General features: G+C 72.5%; 17 protein-coding genes. 8 read left to right on the forward strand and 9 right to left on the reverse strand.

Annotated features, from left to right (window positions below; translation table 11 throughout):
- Positions 1 to 2: 2 nt before the first annotated feature.
- Positions 3 to 944, reverse strand: a complete 942-nt coding sequence (pip, locus tag I5071_RS15845) for a prolyl aminopeptidase (protein WP_236606294.1) — start codon at positions 942 to 944, stop codon at positions 3 to 5.
- Positions 941 to 2,560, reverse strand: a complete 1,620-nt coding sequence (locus I5071_RS15850) for a sensor histidine kinase (RefSeq protein ID WP_236606295.1) — start codon at positions 2,558 to 2,560, stop codon at positions 941 to 943. Before I5071_RS15850 ends, pip begins: the two co-directional genes overlap by 4 nt.
- Positions 2,561 to 2,625: 65 nt before the next feature.
- Here I5071_RS15850 and I5071_RS15855 point away from each other — a divergent pair, with 65 nt between their 5' ends.
- From I5071_RS15855 to I5071_RS15875, 5 genes are all read left to right on the forward strand, one after another.
- On the forward strand, positions 2,626 to 3,318 hold the full coding sequence (locus I5071_RS15855) for a response regulator transcription factor (protein WP_236606296.1): 693 nt from the start codon (positions 2,626 to 2,628) through the stop codon (positions 3,316 to 3,318).
- Positions 3,319 to 3,336: 18 nt separating this feature from the next.
- Positions 3,337 to 3,726 (forward strand): RidA family protein, encoded by a 390-nt coding sequence (locus I5071_RS15860; RefSeq protein WP_236606297.1) that lies wholly within the window; start codon positions 3,337 to 3,339, stop codon positions 3,724 to 3,726.
- Positions 3,727 to 3,995: 269 nt separating this feature from the next.
- Positions 3,996 to 6,017, forward strand: coding sequence for a beta-galactosidase (locus I5071_RS15865; RefSeq protein ID WP_236606298.1), 2,022 nt, complete (start codon positions 3,996 to 3,998; stop codon positions 6,015 to 6,017).
- Positions 6,014 to 7,090 (forward strand): hypothetical protein, encoded by a 1,077-nt coding sequence (locus tag I5071_RS15870; protein ID WP_236606299.1) that lies wholly within the window; start codon positions 6,014 to 6,016, stop codon positions 7,088 to 7,090. Before I5071_RS15865 ends, I5071_RS15870 begins: the two co-directional genes overlap by 4 nt.
- Positions 7,091 to 7,679: 589 nt before the next feature.
- Positions 7,680 to 8,744 carry a hypothetical protein gene (locus I5071_RS15875; protein WP_236606300.1) on the forward strand — a complete coding sequence of 355 codons (1,065 nt, stop codon included), beginning with the start codon at positions 7,680 to 7,682 and terminating at the stop codon, positions 8,742 to 8,744.
- Here the strand turns inward: I5071_RS15875 and I5071_RS15880 are convergent.
- Together I5071_RS15880 and I5071_RS15885 are read right to left on the reverse strand one after the other, a co-directional pair.
- Positions 8,741 to 10,141 (reverse strand): serine/threonine-protein kinase, encoded by a 1,401-nt coding sequence (locus I5071_RS15880; RefSeq protein ID WP_236606301.1) that lies wholly within the window; start codon positions 10,139 to 10,141, stop codon positions 8,741 to 8,743. The two genes, I5071_RS15875 and I5071_RS15880, sit on opposite strands and share 4 nt — an antisense overlap.
- Positions 10,138 to 10,995, reverse strand: coding sequence for an FHA domain-containing protein (locus I5071_RS15885; protein WP_236606302.1), 858 nt, complete (start codon positions 10,993 to 10,995; stop codon positions 10,138 to 10,140). The genes I5071_RS15880 and I5071_RS15885 overlap by 4 nt, the downstream gene beginning before the upstream one ends.
- An 83-nt stretch (positions 10,996 to 11,078) precedes the next feature.
- On the opposite strand from I5071_RS15885, the gene I5071_RS15890 reads away from it, so the two are divergent.
- Complete coding sequence (locus I5071_RS15890; protein ID WP_236606303.1) at positions 11,079 to 11,804, forward strand: hypothetical protein; 726 nt, start codon at positions 11,079 to 11,081, stop codon at positions 11,802 to 11,804.
- Positions 11,801 to 14,299, forward strand: a complete 2,499-nt coding sequence (locus I5071_RS15895) for a hypothetical protein (RefSeq protein WP_236606304.1) — start codon at positions 11,801 to 11,803, stop codon at positions 14,297 to 14,299. The genes I5071_RS15890 and I5071_RS15895 overlap by 4 nt, the downstream gene beginning before the upstream one ends.
- A 37-nt stretch (positions 14,300 to 14,336) precedes the next feature.
- On the opposite strand, the gene I5071_RS15900 is transcribed toward I5071_RS15895, so the two are convergent.
- From I5071_RS15900 to I5071_RS15910, 3 genes are read right to left on the reverse strand one after another with little or no spacing between them, the layout of a single operon-like run.
- Positions 14,337 to 14,813 carry a serine/threonine protein kinase gene (locus I5071_RS15900; protein WP_236606305.1) on the reverse strand — a complete coding sequence of 159 codons (477 nt, stop codon included), beginning with the start codon at positions 14,811 to 14,813 and terminating at the stop codon, positions 14,337 to 14,339.
- Positions 14,814 to 14,821: 8 nt separating this feature from the next.
- Positions 14,822 to 15,841 (reverse strand): DUF4349 domain-containing protein, encoded by a 1,020-nt coding sequence (locus tag I5071_RS15905; protein WP_236606306.1) that lies wholly within the window; start codon positions 15,839 to 15,841, stop codon positions 14,822 to 14,824.
- A 22-nt stretch (positions 15,842 to 15,863) separates the two neighbouring features.
- Positions 15,864 to 18,152, reverse strand: a complete 2,289-nt coding sequence (locus tag I5071_RS15910) for a VIT and vWA domain-containing protein (protein ID WP_236606307.1) — start codon at positions 18,150 to 18,152, stop codon at positions 15,864 to 15,866.
- 158 nt (positions 18,153 to 18,310) lie between these two features.
- Between I5071_RS15910 and lexA the strand changes: the two genes are divergently transcribed.
- Positions 18,311 to 19,039, forward strand: a complete 729-nt coding sequence (gene lexA / locus I5071_RS15915; protein ID WP_236606308.1) for a transcriptional repressor LexA — start codon at positions 18,311 to 18,313, stop codon at positions 19,037 to 19,039.
- A gap of 6 nt (positions 19,040 to 19,045) precedes the next feature.
- On the opposite strand, the gene I5071_RS15920 is transcribed toward lexA, so the two are convergent.
- The gene (locus I5071_RS15920; protein ID WP_236606309.1) at positions 19,046 to 20,749 is read right to left on the reverse strand and encodes a lysophospholipid acyltransferase family protein; all 1,704 of its coding nucleotides are present in this window, start codon (positions 20,747 to 20,749) and stop codon (positions 19,046 to 19,048) included.
- Positions 20,746 to 21,828, reverse strand: a complete 1,083-nt coding sequence (locus tag I5071_RS15925) for an NAD-dependent epimerase/dehydratase family protein (protein ID WP_236606310.1) — start codon at positions 21,826 to 21,828, stop codon at positions 20,746 to 20,748. The genes I5071_RS15920 and I5071_RS15925 overlap by 4 nt, the downstream gene beginning before the upstream one ends.
- Positions 21,829 to 21,874: the final 46 nt, after the last annotated feature.

Below are 21,874 nucleotides of genomic sequence, written 5' to 3' on the forward strand. Positions count from 1 at the left end.
CGTCAGGGGGCGAAGCGGGCGATCGCTGAGACGACCTCGGCGATCATCGTTTCGCCTCCGTGGCCTTCGTCGTCGATGATCGTCAGCGTGCTCTTCGGCCACGCGCGCTGGAGCTGCCACGGCCACTCGAGCGGCGAGCTGATGTCGAGACGGCCGTGGATCATCGCGCCGGGGATGTGCGCGATGCGATCCATGCGGGAGAGCAGCGCGCCGTCGTCGAGGAAGCCGGCGTGCTTCCAGTAGTGGATCGTGAGCGTCGCGAACGTCCCGCGGAACACCGGATCGTCGAAGAGCGGCTGCGGGCGGTAGCGCGGGTCGAGCGAGACGTGGGTGTCCTCCCACGCGCACCACGCGCGCGCCGCTTCGTCGCGCTCGATCGGATCGGGTGAGGTGATGCGCTCGTGGTACGCGTCGATCACGCGCTGGCCGGGGCGGCGTTTCGAGGCCGCCTCGAAGCGCTCCCACTCCCGCGGGAAGACGCGGCGCAGATCCTCGGTGATCCACGTGACCTCGGCCGCGCTCGTCGACACGACGCAAATCAGCACGAGCTCGGTCACGCGCTCGGGGTGCGCCTGCGCGTACGCGAGCCCGAGCGTGGTGCCCCACGAGACGCCGTGCACGAGCCACGCGTCGATGCCGAGGTGCTCGCGCAGCGCCTCGATGTCGGCGATCAGCGCGTCGGTCGTGTTCGTCGCGAGCGTGTCGAGCGCGTCGGTCACGCGCGGCGTGCTGCGCCCGCAGCCGCGCTGCTCGAGCGCGACGACGAGCCAGCGCTCGGGATCGAAGCGGCGACGATGCCCCGTCAAGATCCCGCTGCCCGGACCCCCGTGGAGATAGAGCGCGGGCTTTCCCCGCGGGTTGCCCGAGGTCTCCCAGTGGATCTCCTGGCCGTCGCGGGTGCGCAGCCTCCCCGTCGCGAGCGGGTCGATCGGAGGGAACGTCATCGCTCACCGATGTCGTCGTCGGGAGGCGGTCCCGCGTCGTTGCGCCAGCTCGAGAGCCCGACCGTGGGGCCGCCGCCCGCGAGGTTCGAGAACGGGAGCGACAAGCTCACGCGCGCGCCACCGCCCTCCGCGTTCTCCACCCATGCGCGCCCGCGATGCGCTTCGATGATGCGCTTCACCAGCGAGAGCCCGATGCCCGATCCGCGCGCGCTGCTCGCGCCGTTGCGCACCCGATAGAAGCGCTCGAACACGCGCTTGTGGTGCTCGTCGGGGATGCCCGGCCCGTGATCGCGCACCCGCACGTACGCGTGCCGGCGGCCGCGCTCGATCGTGACCTCGATCGTCGAGCCCGCGCCGTACTTCATCGCGTTGTCGAGCAGGTTCATCACCGCGAGCAGGATCGCCTGCTCGTCGAAGCGCACCGCGGGCACTTCTCCGATCACCTCGAGCTTCACCTCGAGGTTCTCGCGCTCGAGGCGATAGCGGAACGTGTCGATCGCGCGCGCGACGATGTCGGCGAGATCGCCCTCGCGCATCTGGTAGGTCTGCTTGCCGCGCTCGATCGCGCTGAAGTCGAGCACGTTGTCGATCAGCGCGGTGAGGCGCTCGCTCTCGCGCGCGATGATCTGCAGGTACTGCTCGCGCTTCTTCTCGTCGCGCACCCGGCCCGTCATCAGCATCTCGCTGAACATCCGCACGACCGAGAGCGGCGTCTTCAGCTCGTGCGAGACGTTCGCGATGAACTCGCTGCGCAGCGCGTTGAGCCGGCTCTCCTTCACCGCGGCGTAGATGAGGAAGCCCACGCCCAGCAGCACGATCGCGAACGAGAGGCCGATCAGCGCGCTCTCCGTGTAGACCTGCTCCGCGCCGCGCACGATCAGCTCGGGCGCTTGCTTCGGTGCGATCTGGAGGCGCCATCCGTAGAGCGTCGTCGGGAAGCGACGACCCACGAGGTAGTCGCCGGCGCGCGCGATGCGGGACTGCCCGTAGACCAGGCGGTTGTCGTCGTCGACGACGTTGTACGAGACGCGCTCTTCCTCGTGCACGAAGAGCGTGGGGAACACCTCGCGCTCGATGAACCCGGTGTCGTGGTGCGCGATCAGGTAGTGGCGACGGCCCTCGTGGCGCACCGCGCGGTAGCTGATCAGATAGCTCGTGTCCGCGTAGGTGCGGTGGTGATGCCGCAGCACGCCGATGCGCTCTCGCTCGAGCTCGAGGTTCGGCAGGATGCGCTCGGTGAACACCTTCAGGAAGTCACGACGCTCCTGCGCCGAGCAGCGACACGCGTAGCCGAGCACCTCGCCGCCGTCGTCGAGCACGAGGAACGCACGCACGCTCGGCGAGATGCGCTCGGCGAGCGGCTGCCAGGTGTCGGAGACCGCCTGGGGGCGCTCGAGATCGACGAGGTGGAACACCGCCTCGTCGCTCGTGATGATCATCTGCTCGACGCGATCGACCTTCTCGTCGACGAGCACGAGCGTCGACGCGAGCACCGACTGCTCGCTCTCGCGCGCGAACTGACGCGCCGACTGGATGGAGAAATACCCGAGGATCCCGGCCGCGATCGCGATCGCGGGGATCAAGGCGAGGTACACGAGGCGCGAGCGCCACTCCATCGGGGCCAGAGTCTAGGACGCGCGGCCCGATGCGGCCTCTCGGGAATGCTATGTTCGCCCGGCACATGGCGGCCCCCGAGCGACGCATCTTGCTCGTCGAGGACGACCCGGCGATCGCGCTCGGGCTCGTCGACTCGCTCGAGTTCGAGGGCTTCGCGGTCACCCACGCGCGCACGGGACACGAGGGCATCCAGCTCGCGCGCAGCGAGCATCCGGACTGCATCATCCTCGACCTCATGCTGCCCGACACCAACGGCTATCGGGTGTGCGAGCAGATCCGCGCGCACGACACGCTGGTGCCGATCCTCATGCTCACCGCGCGCTCGCAGGAAGCGGACAAGATCCGCGGGCTCGACGCGGGCGCGGACGACTACGTGACGAAGCCGTTCAGCGTCGGCGAGCTCGTCGCGCGCATCCGCGCGATCTTCCGCCGCACCACGCGCGCGCAGATCACGGAGGCGCCGATCCGCATCGGCACTGCGTCGATCGATCCCGCGGCGCAGACGATGAAGCGCGGTCGCGAGACCACGTCGCTCTCGTTCTACGAAGTGCAGCTGCTGAAGTACTTGTTCGAGCGCGCGGGCCAGGTCGTCAGCCGCGAGGAGCTGCTCGACAAGGTGTGGGGCGTCGAGGGCAGCCCGACGAACCGCACGATCGACAACTTCATCGTGAAGCTGCGCAAGAAGATCGAGCCCAACCCCGAGAAGCCCGCGCACATCCTCACGGTGTACGGCTTGGGCTACAAGCTCGTCGTGTGATCGGCTAGAAGCTCGCGCATGAGCAAGCGCGAAGTCCTCTCGAGCGAGCACGCACCGAAGGCGATCGGCCCCTATTCGCAGGGCATCCGGTGCGGACAGATGGTCTTCTTCTCGGGGCAGATCCCCCTCGACGCGAACGGCGAGTTCGTCGGCCAGGGCGACGTGCGCGCGCAGGCCGAGCAGGTGATGAAGAACATCGAGGCGCTGCTGAAGAGCGCCGGCCTCGGGTTCGACGACGTGGTGAAGGCGACGATGTTCCTCGTCGACCTCGCGGACTTCGCGACGGTGAACGAGATCTACGCGAAGCGGTTCGAGGGGATCGCGCCGCCGGCGCGGTCGACGATCCAGGTCGCGGCGCTGCCCCGTGGGGCGAAGGTCGAGGTCGAGATCATCGCGATCGCGGGCTGAGGTCCGGAACGACCGAGCACGCGCACGAGCACGAGGACGAGCACGCGGGACGAGCAGGTGCACGCGCACGCGTCGCGGTGCGCCGCCGCCGTCGGAGACCCGTGCTCGTGCACGTGCGCGTGACGCGTGCTCGTCCTCGTGCCACCTGCGCGTGCTCGGCCGTTTCTCGGCGCGCTGGCCTCCGCGGCCAACCCGACTATCCTCCGCCCCCGATGAAACCCAAGAGGCCTGCGGCCCGCCCTGCCACGCGGGCTCGCGCCGTCCGTCGCGTGGGCGGCGTTCGCCTCGAGGACGGAGCACTGCGCATCGCGGATCGCAGCGTCCCGCTGCTCTGCGGCGCCGTGCACTACTGGCGCCTCGAGCGCGAGTCGTGGCGCGCTGCGCTCTCCGAGACACGCGCGCTCGGGATCCCGATCGTCGAGACCTACGTGCCCTGGCAGGTGCACGAGCTCGCGCCCGGCGACTACGACTTCGGGCAGCGCGATCCGCGCAAGGACGTCGGCGCGTTCCTCGATCTCGCGGCCGACCTCGGGCTCTACGCGTTCGTACGACCGGGGCCGCACATCAACTCCGAGATGACGTGGTTCGGGCTGCCCGAGCGCATCGTCTACGACAAGTCGATCCAGGCGCGCTCGCCGCGACAGAGCCCGGTCGTGCTCGGGTTCCCGCCGCGCATGTTCCCGGTGCCCTCGTACGCGAGCGAGCAGTACCACCTCGAGTCGCAGCGCTGGCTCGAGGCCGCCGCCGGGCAGCTCGCGCCGCGCCTCTGGCCGCAGGGCCCGATCGTGCTGCTCCAGGTCGACAACGAGGCCACCTACTGGTTCCGCGACTCCGCGTACGACCAGGACTACCACCCCGACGCGATCGCGGGCTGGCGCGCGTGGCTCGCGCAGCGCTACGGCACGCCGCACGAAGCAGGCAAGGCGCACCGCCGCGAGTACGCCGCGTGGGAGGACGCGACGCCGCCCGAGCGCTTCGACGCCGAGACCCCCGAGCAGCTCGCGCTGCACCTCGACTGGGGCGCGTGGCGCGAGGAGCTGATCACGCGCTCGCTCGTGCGCTTCAAGAGCGCGATGTCGGGCGCGGGCCTCAAGGGCGTGCCGACCGTGCACAACCTCCCGCTCGGCGAGCAGGCCGCGCCGGTGAGCACGCCGCGCATCGAGGAGATCGTCGATCTCGTCGGGCTCGACTACTACCACGCACGCCGCGAGCACCGGACGATCAAGCGCCGCACGCTCTTCCTCGCGGGCAGCTCGCGCCTGCCGTTCGCGCCCGAGATGGGCGTGGGCGCGCCGCCCTGGTTCACGCCGCTCACCCACGAGGACTCGCTCTTCTGCGCGATGAGCGCGTGCGCGTACGGCCTGCGCGGGATGAGCCTCTACATGACCGTCGATCGCGATCGCTGGTATGGCGCGCCGATCGACGCGACCGGCAACCCGCGGCTCGAGGCGGGCGCGTGGAAGAGCTTCCTGCACGCGCTCACGAACGTCGGGTTCCATCGCCTCCAGCGGCGCGTCGAGGTCGGGCTCGCGCTGCCTCGCGAGTACTCGCGCCTCTCGCGCGCGACGCACCTCATGGGCGTGCTCTCGCCGATCACGCTCGAGGCGATCGGCGGCTCGCCGGTCGAGGCGTGCAGCGAGGAGCCGCTCGGCTTCGCGGGGCCGATCCAGGTGCTCTGGTGGACGATGATCGCGCGCTTCGCCGAGGCGCTCACCGCGGCGGGCGTGCCCTACGTCTACGTCGACGGCGATGCGCCCGAGGAGCGCTACGACGGGCTTCGCGTGGTGATCGCGCCGACCTACGAGTTCGCGTCGGTCGCGCGCTGGTCGCGGCTCTGCGACTTCGCGTCGGAGGGCGGCACCGTGGTGTTCGGTCCCGCGATGCCGACGCTCGACGACACGATGCGCGCGCGCCCCTTCGAGGTGCCGCGCAACGGGCGCAGGGTGCTGATCGATCGCCCCGAGGACGCCGACGAGGTGGTGCGCACGCTCGTGCACGACCTCGGGCTCGAGACGCCCTTCCGCGCGTCGCCCGCGCCGGTCGAGACCACGGTGCACGAGGACGACGGCGGGCCGCGCGTGCTCTTCGTGATCAACCCCGCGCCCGAGCGCATCGAGGCGACGATCGAGCTCCCCTACGCGATCGCGTTCGAGGACACAGCGAGCGGTGATCGCTTCGCGGGCGATCGCTCGATCACGGTGCCGATGGCGCCCCACGCGTGCCGCATGCTCGTGGTGCGGCGGAGCGCGCAGGAAGAGGGCGCGCAGGCGACGGCCGGGAGGGTCTCGTGATCGCCGCGGAGCTCCGGGTCGAGGGGTTCGACGCGCGCTCGTGGACGAACCTGATCTCGCTCTTCGCGCCGGGCGTGGTGACGCGCATCCAGCGCGAGCCCTCGCCGAGCGACGCGCCCGAGCTCGACACCAAGGAAGCCGAGGACGATGCACGCAGCGGCACGCTCGTCGTCGTGATCTCGGAGAGCGGCCGGGTCCGCAAGGCGTTCCACTCGCAGCGCGGGCGCATCCGCGATCTCGCGCAGGCCAGCGCGAGCGAGCTGCCGATGATCTCGGAGCGCTATCGCGCGCGCCGTGCGCTGTTGATCCGCGAGGGCGCGATCGAGGAGATCGCGGAGCGCGTCGCGGTGCGGCTCGAGCGCGGCGACGACTACATCGCGCAGTGGCTCGTGGTCGCGCGCACGGTCCGCGAGGTGATCGACGCGGGGATGATCCACGTGTGGCCGCGCCCGCTCGCGGGCGTGCCGATCCCGACCGCGGGCATGGTGCGGCGCGCGATCGACACGGTGCTGCCCGACGATCGCGCGCTGGTGATGGTGATCTGGAGCGGCAGCACGCCGTGGACCGGCGTGGTGCTGCGTCGCCGGCGCGGCGAGATCGATCTCGTCGCGGGGCCCGATCTGATCGCGCGCTGGAGCGGGCCGCTCGGCGGTGACTGGCGGCGTGATCATCGCTTCGTGAGCGAGGGGATCGCGCGCGCGGTCGCGCCGGTGCACCTCGGGATCTACGGCGAGATCGGATCGCTGCGGAGGCTCTTGCGGAGCGCGGAGCCGGGCGCGTGGGCGCGCGCGGTCGCGGTGCGCGAGGTCATCGTGAGCCCGACGCCGCCGTACGTCGCGGTGGCGATCGGCGCCGATGCCGCGCGCGCGGTCGCGCAGCGGACGACGACGTGGCTCGGCGGGATCGACGCGCTCGCGTCGCTGGCGCCCGCGGTGACGTACGTGCGCGGGCGCATCTCGGAGATCGCGAGCGTGACGCAGACGCTGGGGTTCGATCCGCTCAAGCTGCTCGCCGGGTCGCTCGCTCGGTCGTCTTCGCCGTCGTCTTCGGACGAAGAAGAGAACGAACGGTGAGGGTTCGGCGGGGGCGCGTGGCAGGGGCTCCTCGCTAGGTGCTCGCGACCTGCCTCGCGCGAGCGGCGCGAGCTTCGGGCAGCGGAGTCGTTCGCGTCTCGCGGTCGCGAGACGCGAACCGTGCACGGACGTGATTGCCGTCGTGCGGCCGTCGCTGCGCGATCGCTCGGAGCCCCTGCCACGCGCCCTGCTGCACGGCTTCGGCTCGCATGGAGAAGCGCGCGCCCATTCTCGCAGAGAGGGAGAGCGTCTCGTTCGAGTCCCGCGCTGTTCGCGCGGGATTCGCGGGCCGGCAGCGCGCGCTTCGCGCGCGACTGGAGCCGAATTGGTCTTCGTCGCGTGTGGAATTCGCGGCGCGCCGACGAAAAACACGCGCGCGCGGAGGAAAATCGGGTCGAAAATCGCGAATTCGTCGGGGCTTTTCGACGAATTTTCGATCCTAGGGGTGGGGGTCGGTTGATCCTAGGGCGTCGGGCGGATCGATCGGCCCGGCGGGTCGGATCGATCGGCCGGCAGGGTCGGATCGATCGAGCGCCGAGGTCGGATCGATCGACCAGCGACGTCGGATCGACCGCCCTCACACGCCCGCGTGTCCCGTTCCGCGTCCCGGCGGGGCGCCGCTCACGTGATAGCGATCCGCATGACCGACGAGCCCCGACCTTCGCCTGATCTGCCGGGCTTCCGATGGAGCGATGTCGTCGTGCCGCTCGTCGAGCAGCACGGCGGATGGACCGCGCTCGCGAACGCGCTCGTCCAGCGCAGCACCGGGCTCGGCGACGCGCTCACCGTCGAGAAGGGGCTGCGCCGGCTCGCGCGTCGCGGGCACCGCGAGGGCGGACGCTACGGACGCTGGGTGCTCCGTGCCTTCGGCGCGCCCGCAGAGATCGAGGCGTGGGCCCGATGGCTGGCGCAGTGGCACTCGCGCTTCACCGATCTGCCGAGCTCGATCCGGCTCGAGCAGCTGCGGCTCTGGGATCGCCCGCCGATCTCCGAGTCGCGCATCGCGGCGTGGATCCACACCGGCATCGCGTCGGCGCACTTCACCCGAGGAGAGCTCGACGAGTGCCTCCGGCGCCTCGCGATCGCGCGCGCGATCGCCGCGCGCCACGACCTCGACGCCGACATCGAGATCGCGCTGTTCGAGGGCCGGCTCGCCGGCGATTCCGGCGAGCACGAGCGAGCGCGCGCGCGGATCGACGATGCCGAGGCGTCGCTCGCGCGACGTGAGATCGGCCGCGCCGATCGACTCGCCTACCGCGCCCGCATCGCCGGCCAGCGCGCGTTCCTGCGGCTGAGACCGCCCGACGGCGAGCGCCGCGACGTCGAGGCCGCGCGCGCGCTCTACGAGTCGCTCGAGGACGCGCACGACGTGCCGTTCGCCGCGTGCGCCCGCGCGAACGGCATCGCGTACTGCGCCTTCGAGATGGGCGACCGTGCGCTCGCCGTGCGCGCTGCGCGTCGCGCCGCGGAGCACGCCGCCGATGGCGGGCTCGTGCGCTTCCGGCTGATGGCGCTCTCGTTCCTCTCGCGCGTGGTCGAGCCGGACGAGGCCGCGGAGATCATCGCGCGCACTCGGCGCATGGCGAAGATGCTCGACGACGACGAGCTCGTGCGCCGCACCGAGCACGACGCGCTGCGCCGCGCCCGCCGTTAGAAGTCGAGCTCGCGGCGGATCGTGGGCTCCGTCGCGTCGCCGGGATCGGGCTCGCCGGTGCTGCCGGCCGGGCGCCGCGCGCGGCGGCGCGGGCGGCGCGTGCTGCGCTCGGGCGCGGCCTCCTCGGTGGCGTCGCCCTCGCTCGCTTCTTCGTCGTCGCTCGCGGCCGGCGGCGCGGGCGCTTCGTCCTCGGGGACCGTGCTCGGGACCGCGGTGGAGGGCGCGGCCTCCGCGGCGTGCACGGCGGCGGTGGCCGGTGGCTCGCCTGCGCGCTCGTCGCTGCCCTGCATCGCGAGCCACATCGCGCCGGCGCCGACGACCACGAGCATCACCACCGCGATCGGGGTCCACGGCGTGCGCCCCCGCCCCGCGGGCGGCGGCAAGGTCTCGGCGAGCGTCTCGCCGCTGCGCGTGACCCCGCTCGCGGCGACCGTCGCGACCGCCCTCGCCTGCAGCCCGCTCACCCGCGAGTCGCGCGGCACCGCCGAGCTGCGGCCGGTCACGTCGGGACCGCGGCCCACCGCGTCGAGCAGCGCGCGACGCATCTCGCGCGCCGAGTCGTACCGCGCCTCGGGCATCGGCGACATCGCGCGCGCGACCACCTCGCAGATGTCGGGCACGTCGGGGCGCATCGAGATCAGCGGCGCCGGCGTGCCGTGCGCGACGAGCTCCACGACCTTCTGGGGATCGGGATCCTCGAAGGGCAGCACGCCCGAGAGCATCTCGTAGAGCACCACGCCGACCGCGTAGAGATCGGAGCGCGCGTCGAGCGGCTCTCCGAACGCCTGCTCCGGCGACATGTACTCGGGCGTGCCGACCACCACGCGATCCGACTCGGTCGCGACCTCGTCGGCGCCCTGCGAGATCCCGAAGTCGAGCAGGCGCGCGAAGATGCCGTCGACCTCGTCGTGCGTGAGGAAGACGTTCCCGGGCTTCAGATCGCGATGCACGATCCCGGCGCGGTGCACCGCGTCGAGCCCGCTGAGGAGCTGCGCCGCGATCTCGATGACCTCGTCGACCGGCACCGGCCCACGACCGAGGCGCTGATCGAGGGTCTCGCCCTCGAGCAGCTCCATGACCATGTAGGGCTCGCCGTTGCGGCTCGTGCCGAAGTCGATGATGTCGACGACGTGCCGGTGCCGCACCGACGCCGCGACCTTGGCCTCGCGCAAGAAGCGCTCGTTGCGCTCCTCCGGCGTCGCGCCCCACGCGTCGACGAACTTCACCGCGACCGGGCGGTTCAGCGTGACGTGCGTCGCGCGCCAGACGCGCGCCATCCCGCCGCGCGCGATCGCCTCGTCGAGCCGGTATTTGCCGCCGAGAACGACCCCGGGGATGCCGACCGGTGCGCGCTCGACCTCGTTCGGTCGAATCGCGTGGATCGTGGATCGCGTCACGCGCTGCCCTTGCCCACGCGGCGCGTCAGCGCGCCGATGCGACGAAGGCGGACGTGCTCCTGCGGCGAGAGCGTCGCGCCACGCGCGTGCATCGCCGCGAGGTACGTCTCGAGCGCTTGCGAGGTCGCGCCCGCGAGGTACGGCAGCGCGTTCTGGATCGCATCGATGCTCGCGCCGTCGATCACCAGGCGGCGCCCGGTGTGGATCTGGAAGACGCGGTCGAAGAAGCGCATCTCGCCGGTGCGCTCCGAGAGCGCGAGCAGCAGCTCGACCACCCGCGCGAGCTCGCCTGGCATCAGCGCCTCGGAGGGGTCCGCGTAGCGCGCGACCACCGCGTCCATCGCGACCGTCGCGCCCTCGAGGTCGTCGTCCGCGAGCGCCTGCGCGATGGTGTCGAGCGGCGTGACGATCGCCCGCTGCGCGCGCGGCGTGGGCCGGGTCGCGGCGGCCGTGCGCATCGAGCCGCGGGTCGTCGGGGCGTTGCTGCGATGCTCTCTACGCTGGTCGACCACCAGGAACACGTGCGCGCCGATCTGCACGCGATCTCGATGGCCGAGCGCCCTGACACCCTTCACTGGCACGTCGTTCACGCGGACGCCGTTCAGGCTCTCGAGATCGACGATCTCGAGCTCGTCGTCACCGTGAGAGCGGAACGCCGCGTGACGGCGCGAGACCAGACGATCGTCGAGCGCCACGTCGGCGACGGTCGCATCACGTCCCACCACCAGCTCTCCCGCCTCGGGCAGCGCGATCTCACGATCCTGCAGTCGCAGCCGGAATCGAGCCATGACGCGGTCTTGCAATCTAATCGCAACCGGCGAAGATCGAAAGCGTGGTGACACCCCGTTGGGCACGCCTCGGTCTGGGAGGCGTGTGGCTGGCGGTCGCGCTCGCGATCGCGGTCCCTCGATCGAGCGCATCCGCGCAGGACGCCTCGGTGCGAGACACGGCCGCGGCGAGAGCGCTCTTCCAGGAAGGCGTGGCGTGCGCGGACCGCAGCGACTGGAGCTGCGCCGCGGATCGTTTCGCCCGCGCGCACGAGCTGCGGGCGTCCGCGGTCATCGCGTACAACCTCGGGCACGCGCTCGTGGAGTCGGGGCGGCTGGTCGAGGGCACCGAGATCCTGCGCCGGCTGGTGCGCGACGAGAGCGTGGCCGCGAACGTGCGCGCCGATGCGTCGCGCGTGATCCGCGACGCGGAGCCGCGCATCGGCAGGCTCGCGGTGCACCTTCGCGGGCCGCACGACGACGTGTCGGTCGCGCTCGGCACGCACGAGCTCGCGTCGTCGCTGCTCGGCACCGCGGCCCCGGTGGATCCCGGCGAGCACGTGCTCGAGGCGCGGCGCGACGGCGAGATCGTCGCGAGCGCGCGCGTGCACATCGAGCCGGGCGGCAGCGAGGAGATCGAGCTCGAGATCCCGGCGCGACCGGAGCGTCCGGCGGCGAGCGCGATCGGGCCCGAGGCCGCGGCGCGGACCGCGCTGGATCCGACGAGCCCGCCCGACGTGGAGAGCAGCGACGAGGGCACGTGGATCGCGCTCGGCGTCACCGGCGGCGTGCTCGTCGTGGCCGCGGCGGTGGTGGTCGCGGTGGTGCTCGCGGCGCCGGCGCAGGAGCCCGCGCCGTTCGACGGAACGCTGGGCTGGGTGGAGATCGGACGATGACGCGCGCGCTCCGGCTCGCGACCGCGGCGCTCGCCGCGACCGCGCTCGTCGCGTGCAACGAGCGACCGCTGACGCAGCTGATCGTCGTCACCGACACCGATCTCGCGATCCCCGCGGAGGCGACCGCGATCGAGATCGAGGTGACCGCGCCCGACGGCACGATGCAGCGGGTCGCGGGGGATCTCTCGGGCGACGCGGCGATCACGATCCCGGCGACGCTCGGCGTGGTGCATCGCGGGGGCGCGCTCGGTCCGGTCGAGATCACCGCGCGGGCGCTGCACGAGAGCACCGCGATCGTCGAGCGGCGGGCGCGCGCGTTCATGGTCACGGGGCACACCCTCGTGCTCACGCTGCACCTCGAGCGCGGGTGCGCGGGCGTGGCCTGCGCGGGCGACACGACGTGCGAGCACGGCACGTGTCGCGCGGTGCTCGTCGACGCGACGGAGCTGCAGGACTACGACGGAACGATCCCGCGGCTCGCGCACGACGGCAGCGTCGGCGACGGCTGTCTGGGCGTCGAGCTGTGCAACGGCGTCGACGACGACTGCGACGATCGCATCGACGAAGGGATCGATCTGCAGACCAACGCGATGCACTGCGGTGCGTGCGATCGGCGGTGCCCGGCGTTCGGCAACTCGACGCCCGCGTGCATCGACGGCGAGTGCGGCGTCGCGTGCAGCGAGGGCTTCGGCGACTGCGACCTCGAGGTGCGCACGGGCTGCGAGACGCCGCTCGACTCGCTGACGATGTGCGGTGAGTGCGGGCGCGAGTGCGCGGTCGAGCACGGCACGCCCGACTGCTTCGGCACGGTGTGCGCGGTGCAGTCGTGCGCGCCGGGGTTCCGCGACTGCGACGATCGCGTGGAGAACGGGTGCGAGCAGCGCCTCGACGATCTCGTGCACTGCGGCGCGTGCGGCGTGCACTGCGAGCCCGCGAACGCCGCGCCGAGCTGCGCCGGCGGCACCTGCGGCTTCGTCGCGTGCGAGCCCGGGTTCGCGAGCTGCGACGGACTGGCGGGGAACGGGTGCGAGGTGCCGATCGACACCGTGACCGACTGCGGCGCGTGCGACGTGGAGTGCCCGACGCCGGCGAACGGGAGCCCGGCGTGCATCGGGGGTCGCTGCGCGATCGGCGCGTGCGAGACCGGCTGGGGCGACTGCAACGGCATGGTGAGCGACGGCTGCGAGACCCGGCTCGACACGCTCGCGGACTGCGGCACGTGCGGGCGCGCGTGCGCGCTGCTCCACGCGAGCGAGACGTGCAGCGCCGGGACGTGCGAGGTCGTCGCGTGCGATGGGGGCTGGGGCGACTGCGACGCGGCCACGCCGGGGTGCGAGACCAGCCTCGAGACGGCGAGCCACTGCGGAACGTGCGACGTGTCGTGCGTCGCGCCGGCGCCGCTCTGCAGCGAGGTCGGCGGCGTGCGCGCGTGCCGCAGCGCGTGTGGCGCGGGCGAGACGCTCTGCGGGACCGAGTGCGCGGATCTCGGGACGAGCCTCGATCACTGCGGCGGGTGCGATCAGCCGTGCGCGCCGGCCCACGCGACCGCGCAGTGCGCGACCGGCGCGTGCAGCATCGCGGCCTGCGATCCCGGGTGGGACGACTGCGACGGCCGCGCGGACAACGGGTGCGAGACGCCGCTCGACACGCTGACCGACTGCGGCGGCTGCGACGTGGGCTGCGATCTGCCGGGCGCGAACGAGACGTGCGCGGGCGGGCGCTGCGCGATCGCGACGTGCGAGCCCGGCACCGCCGACTGCGACGGCACCACGAGCACCGGCTGCGAGACGCCGCTCGACACGCTGACCGACTGCGGCGGCTGCGGGGTCGCGTGCGCGCTCGCGAACGCCGCGGAGTCGTGCGCGAGCGGCACCTGCACGCTCGGCGCGTGCGAGCCCGGATGGGGCGACTGCAACGGCATGGCGAGCGACGGGTGCGAGACCCCGCTCGACACGCTGACGAGCTGCGGCGCGTGCGGCATCGGGTGCGATCTCCCGCACGCGAGCGACGCCTGCACCGGCGGGACGTGCACGATGGTCGCGTGCGATCCCGAGTGGGGCGACTGCGACGCGGCGATGCCGGGATGCGAGCAGAGCCTGCGCACGCTCACGAGCTGCGGCGCGTGCAACGCGGCGTGCGGGCCCTTCCCCAACGCGACCGCGACGTGCGCGAGCGGCACCTGCGAGATGGCGTGCAACGCGCTCTTCGGCGACTGCAGCGCGGCGATGCCCGGATGCGAGACGCGGCTCGACTCGCTGACCAGCTGCGGCGCGTGCGGGGCGCGCTGCACCGTGGGCCCCGACGCGACGGCGACGTGCAGCACGGGGACCTGCGCGATCGCGACCTGCACGCGCGCCGATCGGCGCGACTGCAACGGGCGCATCGACGACGGATGCGAGACGCGGATCCTCGACGACGAGAACCACTGCGGCGCGTGCGGCACGCGCTGCGGACCTCGCGAGCGCTGCCGCATGGGGCGCTGCGTGCGGGACTGACGATCGTTCGGCGGGGCCGAACGATCGTCTCCGTCGTTCACTGGATCCGAATGCTCGCGATCGCGCGCCGCACGTCCTCGACCTCTTCGTCGAACACCTCGCGGCGCCCGCCCGCCTCGACCACGGTCACGCGCCCCTCGCGCACGAACACCGTGATCCAGTACGCGTAGGGACGGCCGCTCTCGTCGCGGCCGAAGCGCATCTGGTGCCCGGTGTCGCCGCTCGCGGCGCGGATGTCCTCCTCCTCGAGGAGCGCGTAGCCGCCGGCGCGACGCAGCCGGTTGCGGATCGCCTCGACCCAGAAGTCGCGGGTGCCGCGGCGCGGATCGTCGATCTCGCGGACCGCGATCACGACTCCGTCCGCGGTGGTCGCGCGCATCGCGTAGCCGCGCTGCTGCTGCGTGCCCTCGTCGAGCGAGACGAAGTCGTCGGGCGTGTCGATGCCGAAGTGCGGGCCACACGCGCCGAGCGTGAGCGCGAGCGCGAACAGGATCGTCCTCGTCGTCGTGGTCATGGGGCGCCTCATCGCAGGTCCAGGAGGGTCGCGAGGCCCAGCTGATCGAGCCACGGGAAGGGGAGCTGGAAGATGTCCGGCTGCCCCAGGAGCTCGCGCGGGCGCGGCCGGAAGAGCACGGTGACGGTCGAGAACGCGATGCGATCCGCGAGGAAGCGCTGGCGCCCGCGCAGGCGCTCGAGCTCCTCGGTGATGCGCTGCAGCTGCTGCTCGACCCGCAGCGCGTCCTCGACGGTCTGTGCCTGCGCGAGGAGCGTCTCGACGCGGCGGCGCATCGCCTCGAGGTTGCGGATGCGGATGTCGACGTCGTGGAACTCCTCGCTCACGTCCTGCGCCTGGACCTCGCGGTGCTCGACGTCGCCCGCCTGCTCGACCTGCTCGATCAGCGCGTGGAAGCGCGGCGCGGGGACACGCACCACCAGGCGATCGTCGGCCTGGGTGAACACGAAGCCGCCGAGCTCGCGCGTCGCAGCGACGATGCGCTCCTGGCTCTCGGCGACCTCGTAGACCGCGAGGTGCATGAGCGCGGTGTAGATGAGCAGCGGGCCCGAGGTGTCGACCGCATCGGTCGCGGTCTGTGCCGCTTGCGCCTGGGCCTGCTCGCGCGGCGTGGTGCTCGCGGTCGGCGGGGTCTGGCGCGGCGTCGCCTGCGCGATCATCGGGCGCTCTTCGCTGCGCGTGCTCGCGACGTGATCCGACGCGGGTGCCGCGGCGGGCTCGCGGGGCACGGCGCGCGCCTCGGACTCGAGCACGACCGACTGCTCGTAATCGGCCCCCTCGTCGGCCTCGCCCTCGAAGTCCATCGTCGCGCCCGCGCTGTCGGTGCTGCCGTACGAGCCCGTCGACCGCTCCCGCCAGACGTCGTCGTAGCCGCTCGCGCCTCCGCCGCCGTACGACGACGCGGTGGTCTCGACCGTCGCGCCGTAGCTCGTGCGTGGAGCGCTGCCGCCGCATCCCGCCGCGAGCGTGCCCGCGACGAGGAGCGCGGCCGCGGCGAATGGAGCGCCGCACCATCGTCTCTCTCTCATGCTCTTCCTCCCGCGCTCCCGCTCACCGCAGGAACGCGCTGACGTCGGTCTCGGTCACGCGCTCGGGCGCGCTCGGATCGATCACGATCACGCGCGCGTCGTCGATCGCGATGGTCACACGTTCTCCGAGCGCGAGCGCGGGGCCCAGCTCGGGTCGCGCGCGCAGCAGCGCGAAGTAGCCCTCGCTGCCCCAGCGCATCCTCAGCTCGCGCCGGCCCGCGCGATACCGCGAGTCGACCCACATGCCGTCGCGACGCACGAACGCGCGACCCAGCACGAAGCGCGCGTCCTGCGCGCCGAGCGCCGCGGCCTGCTCGGCGCCCCGCAGATCGCGGAGGCGCGCCGAGAGGCGACGACCGCTCTCGCCACGTCCGCCTTCGGGCGCCATCGACGCGGACGCGCCGGCGCCCGAGCTCCCGGAGCTCGTCGTCTCGGGCGCGCGCGCGGCGGTCGCGTCCGCGAACCGCTCGAAGTCGGCCTCTGCCTCGCTCACCGGCGCCGGCTCTTCCATCGGGCGCACGTCGGGCATCGGCGCGATGCTGCGCGGCATCTCGACGTCCTCGGCGACGAGGTAGCTCGTGTACGGCGTGACCAGACCGAACTGTCGCGCGAGCCGCACGACCTCCTCGCGCAGCTCGGGGCGCTCGCCGTTCAGGCGGATCTCGTCGAGCAGCGTCGCGACCTTCCGCGTCGCCCAGACGCGCGGCAGGAAGTCGTTGCGCGTCTCGGCGCCGGGCATCGTCACCGGGAACTCGAGGCGCAGCGGCGTGGCGCCGCCGACGCGCCCCTCGAGCACCACCTGCACCGGGCCCTCGCCGCGATATCGACCGACGACGAGGAGCTGATCGCCCCGGTAGAGATGCCCGAGATCGCGAGGGTACACGTCGAACGCGGACGCGCCGGGGAGCGCGAGGTGGAGGTCAGCGAGCACCGGGTACGCGATGCGATCGTAGAAGGTCGAGAGACGCTGCTGGAGCTCGACGCCGTCCGCGCCGCGCACGTAGTCGGACGAGCCGCCACTGCCGACCGCGAGCGCGTCGAGGAACGTCGTGTTCACGTCGTCGCCGACGCCGAACACGAAGAGGCGCGTGCTCGCGCCCGTGCTCGCCGCGGTGCGCGCGGTCACCTCGCGCACGATCGTGGCGGGATCGGTCTGGCCGACGGTGGGCATGCCGTCGGTGAGGAACACGATCATGCGCGGCGGCGCGCCGGCGGGCGCGCGGGTGCGCAGCGCCTCGTGGAGCGCGGGATGGATCGCGGTGCCGCCCGCCGCGACGAAGCGGCTCGCGAAGCGACGTGCCGACGCGACGTTCGCGGGGGTCGCGGGCATCGAAGCGCCGCGATCGAAGAGGAGCTCGACGTCGGTCGAGAAGCGTACGACCTGGAACGAATCGTTCGGGCCGAGCCGCGCGAGCATGTGATCGAGCGCGGCGCGCGCCCGCTCGATCTTGTCGCCCGCCATCGAGCCCGACGTGTCGAACACGAAGATGACTTCCTTGCTCGCGAGCTCGTGCTCGGTGAGCGCGGTGCGCGGCGCGATCATCGCGAGGAAGTAGCCGTCGTCGCCGCTCGCGCGGTGCGAGAGCAAGGAGAGCCCGACGTCTCCGTCGGCGACCGCGTAGTAGAGGTCGAAGTCCTGATCGAGCGCGACGCGATGGCCCTCGTAGGACGCGATCGCGCGCTGGTCGCCTTCGCGCGCGATCGCGACCGCGTGGGTCGGCGAGTAGATCGCGCGCACCGGCGTGCGCGAGACGATCTCGGCGGTGATCGTGAGGTCCTCGAGCGTCCGCGCCGCGCGCCCCGCGGTGCGCAGCGGATAGCGGTAGTGCACGACGCCGCTCTGGTACTCGAGCGTCTGCGTGAAGCGCAGCTCGATGCGCTGCTCGCTGTGCGGCGCGATCGGGAAGACGCGGGCGCGGAAGAGGTTGCCGCCGATCTGCTCGACGAGCCCGGGATCGCGCATGCGCGCGACGATCTGCTCGTACACCGCGCGCGCCTGCGCGGACTCGAGGAGCTCGCCGCGCTGCGGGCGACCGTCGACCCACATCGTGAAGCCGCTCACCGTCGCGCCGGGCGGGACCGGGAAGACGTAGGTCGCCTCGAGGGTCTCGCCCGACTGGTTCAGGAACACCTGCTCGACGCGCGTCTCCGCGATCCGCTCGCGCACGCTGATCGACACGCGGTGGTGTCGGATCGCGAGGGGCTCGATCTCGGGACGTGTCGGGAGCAGCACGCCGATCGCGTGGACGCGTCCCTGCGCGGCGAATGTGACCAGGAGCGCGGCGAGCGAGGCGAGCAGCGATCGGCGCATGGACGGCCTCCGACGCGCGAGCGCAGCGGGCGATCTGACTTTCGTTCTCGATGTCGTGCGTCACGTGCGATGCGAAAATCTTGACTGGTGCACAGGCGTCACGTAATCGTTTGTCGCACCTGCCCAGGTGAACAGCGCGCGGGCAGCGGAGGCCCTCGATGAACAAGCTCACCGATCGTCAGCGGATGGTGCTCGAGTACATCTGCGAGTCGATCCAGGACCGCGGGTACCCGCCGACGCTTCGCGAGATCGGGCTGAAGCTCGGCATCCGCAGCACCAACGGCGTGAACGATCACCTCCGCGCGCTCGAGCGGAAGGGCTATCTCACGCGCGAGGACATGAAGTCGCGCACGCTGCGCCCGACCGACACGACGCTGCGCATCGTGGGACGTGGCGCGGCGAGCATGGGCGGCGGCATCGCGCGCGAGGAGCACGATCTCGTCGACGTCGAGACGACGCGCGAGGCCGAGGCCGCGAACGACGACATGATCGAGATCCCGATCCTCGGTCGCGTCGCGGCGGGTCTGCCGATCGAAGCGATCGAGCAGCACGGCGGCGACACGGTGCGCATCGATCGGATGCTGCTGGGGCGTGGGGCGCGCGGCGGCGACGTGTTCGGCCTGCGGATCCAGGGCGAGTCGATGATCGAGGCCGGCATCCACGACGGCGACTACGTCTTCGTGCGCAAGCAGGCGCAGGCGGCGCGCGGGACGATCGTGATCGCGATGGTCGGCGACGAAGCGACCTGCAAGTACTTCTACCCGGAGTCGACGCACATCCGGCTCGAGCCCGCGAACTCGACGATGGCGCCGATCCTGGTGCCGAAGAGCGAGTGGCGCGAGACGCAGATCCTCGGCGTCGTCGTCGGCGTGTTCCGGAAGATCTGAGCGCGATCAGAACGCGCGCTCGCGCATGTCGAGCGCGCGTCGGACGAGATCCTGCACCGCACCTCGCACGCGATCGTTGAGGTGCGCGACGGCGATCGGATCGTCGGGATCCGCGTCCTCGAGATGGATCGGCTCGCCGCAGAGGATCACCCAGCGGCTCGGGAGCGGGACGAGGCCGACCGGGCCGAGCCACGGGAACGTCGGCGTGATCGGCAGGAAGGGCAGGCCGACGAGGCGCGCGATCGCGCCGCTGCGGAAGAGCAGCGGGTACGCTTCCTCGCTGCCGACGATCGCGGTCGGGACGATCGGCGTACGGGTGCGGAGCGCGAGCTTCACGTAGCCGCCGCGGCCGAATCGTTGGAGCTCATACCTTTGCCCGAAGGGCTTGCCGAGGCCCTTCTCGCCCTCGGGGAAGACCGCGACGAGCATGTCGCGCGCGAGCATGCGCTCGGCGTTCTCGGGGCAGGCGCGCACCGCGCCGACGCGGTTCACGAAGGCGCCGAGGAAGGGCGCGTGCGCGACGAAGTCCTCGGCGAGCCAGCGCAGCTCGCGGCGCGACGGATGATCGAGGCGCATCGCGGTGCGGAGCATCAGGCCGTCCCACGGGAGCGCGCCGCCGTGGTTCGCCACGACGAGGCAGCGACCGGTGTCGGGCACGTGCTCGAGGCCGCGCGCGAGCACGCGGAACCAGCTGCGGTAGATGCGATCGAAGAGCGGCAGGAAGCGCGCCTCGTAGGCGCGATCGAGGCCGAGCTCGTCGATCTCTTCGCTGAGGTCGCGCAGGCCGAGGCGACCCCACTGCCGCACGTAGTAGCCGGGGCGCAGGAGCTCGCGCGCGAGGCCGGGGGATTCGGGGGCGTCGGTGGTGCCGCCGAGGTGCGCAGCGACCTGCGCGAAGGCCTCGGCAGCGCGGCGGCGCGCAGCGCGATCCTCGGTGGACGCGGCGTCGTCGAGGAAGCGATCGAGGGTCTCTTCGATCGCGTAGAGATCGTCGACGGGGTCCAGGTCCGGGTCGCGAGCGGGAGCGGGCGACTGGACGGGGGCGAGGTCGGGAGCGGCGGGCGGCTCGGGGAGCGGGGCCGCGACGGCTGCGTCGGGAGCCGCGGGCTCGGGCGGGGGCTGGGACACGCGCACGGGCATCGTCGCGCGGGCTGCCGGGCGGGACGGGCGCGGGGCCGCGACGGTGCCGGGGGAGCTCGGCTCGAGGCGCACCGGAGGTGCGGGCTGCGGGCTCGGACGGGGCGCGCGGGTGTCGGCGTTGGGGAGCGCGGGCGGGAGCGGGAGCGTGGAGCGACGCACCGACGGGCGTGCGCTGCGCTCGGTGGGCGCAGCGTCGGGAACCGGCTGCGCGGGCTCGGGGCTCGCGATCACTCGCTCTTCGATGCGTGCGGGACGCGCCGAGGCACGACGCGGCTTCGACGTTTCGGTCGACTCGTGACGCGGCTCCGGTGCGGGCTCGGGCGCGACGGGGCGTGCGGACTTGCGGCTCGCCGTCGGAGCGCGATCGGGCTTCGCGGCGGGGCGCGCCGATGCGCGGGCCGGCTTCGCGTCGGGCGAGATGGTGCGACGCACCGCGGGCTTCGCCTCGCGGCGCACCTCGGGCTTCGCCTTCTGCGGCTTCGCGTGCTTCTTCTTCGCGCGCGCCTTCGCCGACGGCTTCGGCGCGACGTAGGCGCGACGCGGGCGCTCGAGCTCGTCGTCGTCGCTCACGCGATCGCCTCGCGGATGAGTCTCGCCTCGCGCAGGCGCAGCGCGCCGCCGAAGTCGAGCACGGCCTCGCGCGTCGTGTACGCGGGCTCGAAGCCCAGCGCGTCGCGCGCCTGCGTCGTGTCGGCGACGCAGAGATATCGCAGGTAGTCCACGAAGGACGCGGGCGCCTCGTTCATGCCGCCCATCCAGAGCAGCGCCGTCGCGCGCCGGAGCAAGGGGCCCGGCAGCGGCGCGCCGATGCGCCCTGCGAGCTTGATGATCGTGGTGATCGGGAGCACGCCCTCCCCCGCCACGTTGAACGTGCCGGGCACCTCGACGTCGATCGCGGTCTTGAGCGCCGCGATCGCGTCCGCCTCGTGCAGCAGCTGCACGAGCGGGTCGAAGCCGAGCAGCGTCGGCACGAAGCGCCGCGAGAGCCAGCGCGTGAGCCAGGTGCGCACCGTCGGGCCGAGCACCGGCGCGAGCCGCAGGATCGTCGTGCGCGCGCCGGTCTCGCTCGCGAAGCGCGTGAGCTGCACCTCGGCGTCGATCTTGTCGGCGAGGAAGCGACAGCCCTCGATGCCGCGCAGCGCCGCGCCCTCGAACAGGAAGTTCGGATTCGAGCGGTGCGGCCCGTAGAGCATCGTCTGCGACGCGGCCACGACCCGCCGCACGCCCGCTTCGCGCGCCGCGACGAGCAGGTGCATCGTGCCCACGCTCTCGAGCTCGTGCGCCCATCCCTCGGCGGGGGTCGGGCTCGAGAGGAACGCGAGATGGGCGAGCACGTCCACCTGCTCCGCGCGCAGGATCTCCGAGGCGCGCGCCGCCGCGGTCGGCTGCGTGAGGTCGACACGGTACGAGCGCGTCTTGCGGCCCGCGGTGCGCGGCGTGGCGACGTCGAGCACCACGACGCGCGCGATCGTGTCGTCCTCCTCGAGCACGCCGATGAGGTTGCGCCCGAGGAACGAGCACGCGCCGGTGATCGCGACCGTGCGCCCACCGCGCGGAGGGAGCGCGCGCAGCGAGCCGCCGCGCGCGCTGCCGTTCGGGGCACCGGCGTCGCGGCCGTGAGGCGTGCATTCGTGCGTGCCGAGCTGCACGCGGGGAGCCTAGGTTGCGCGCCTCGCGGGCGTCAACGACGGGAGA

The sequence above is a fragment of the Sandaracinus amylolyticus genome (assembly GCF_021631985.1).
Classification (GTDB): Bacteria; Myxococcota_A; Polyangia; order Polyangiales; family Sandaracinaceae; genus Sandaracinus; species Sandaracinus amylolyticus_A.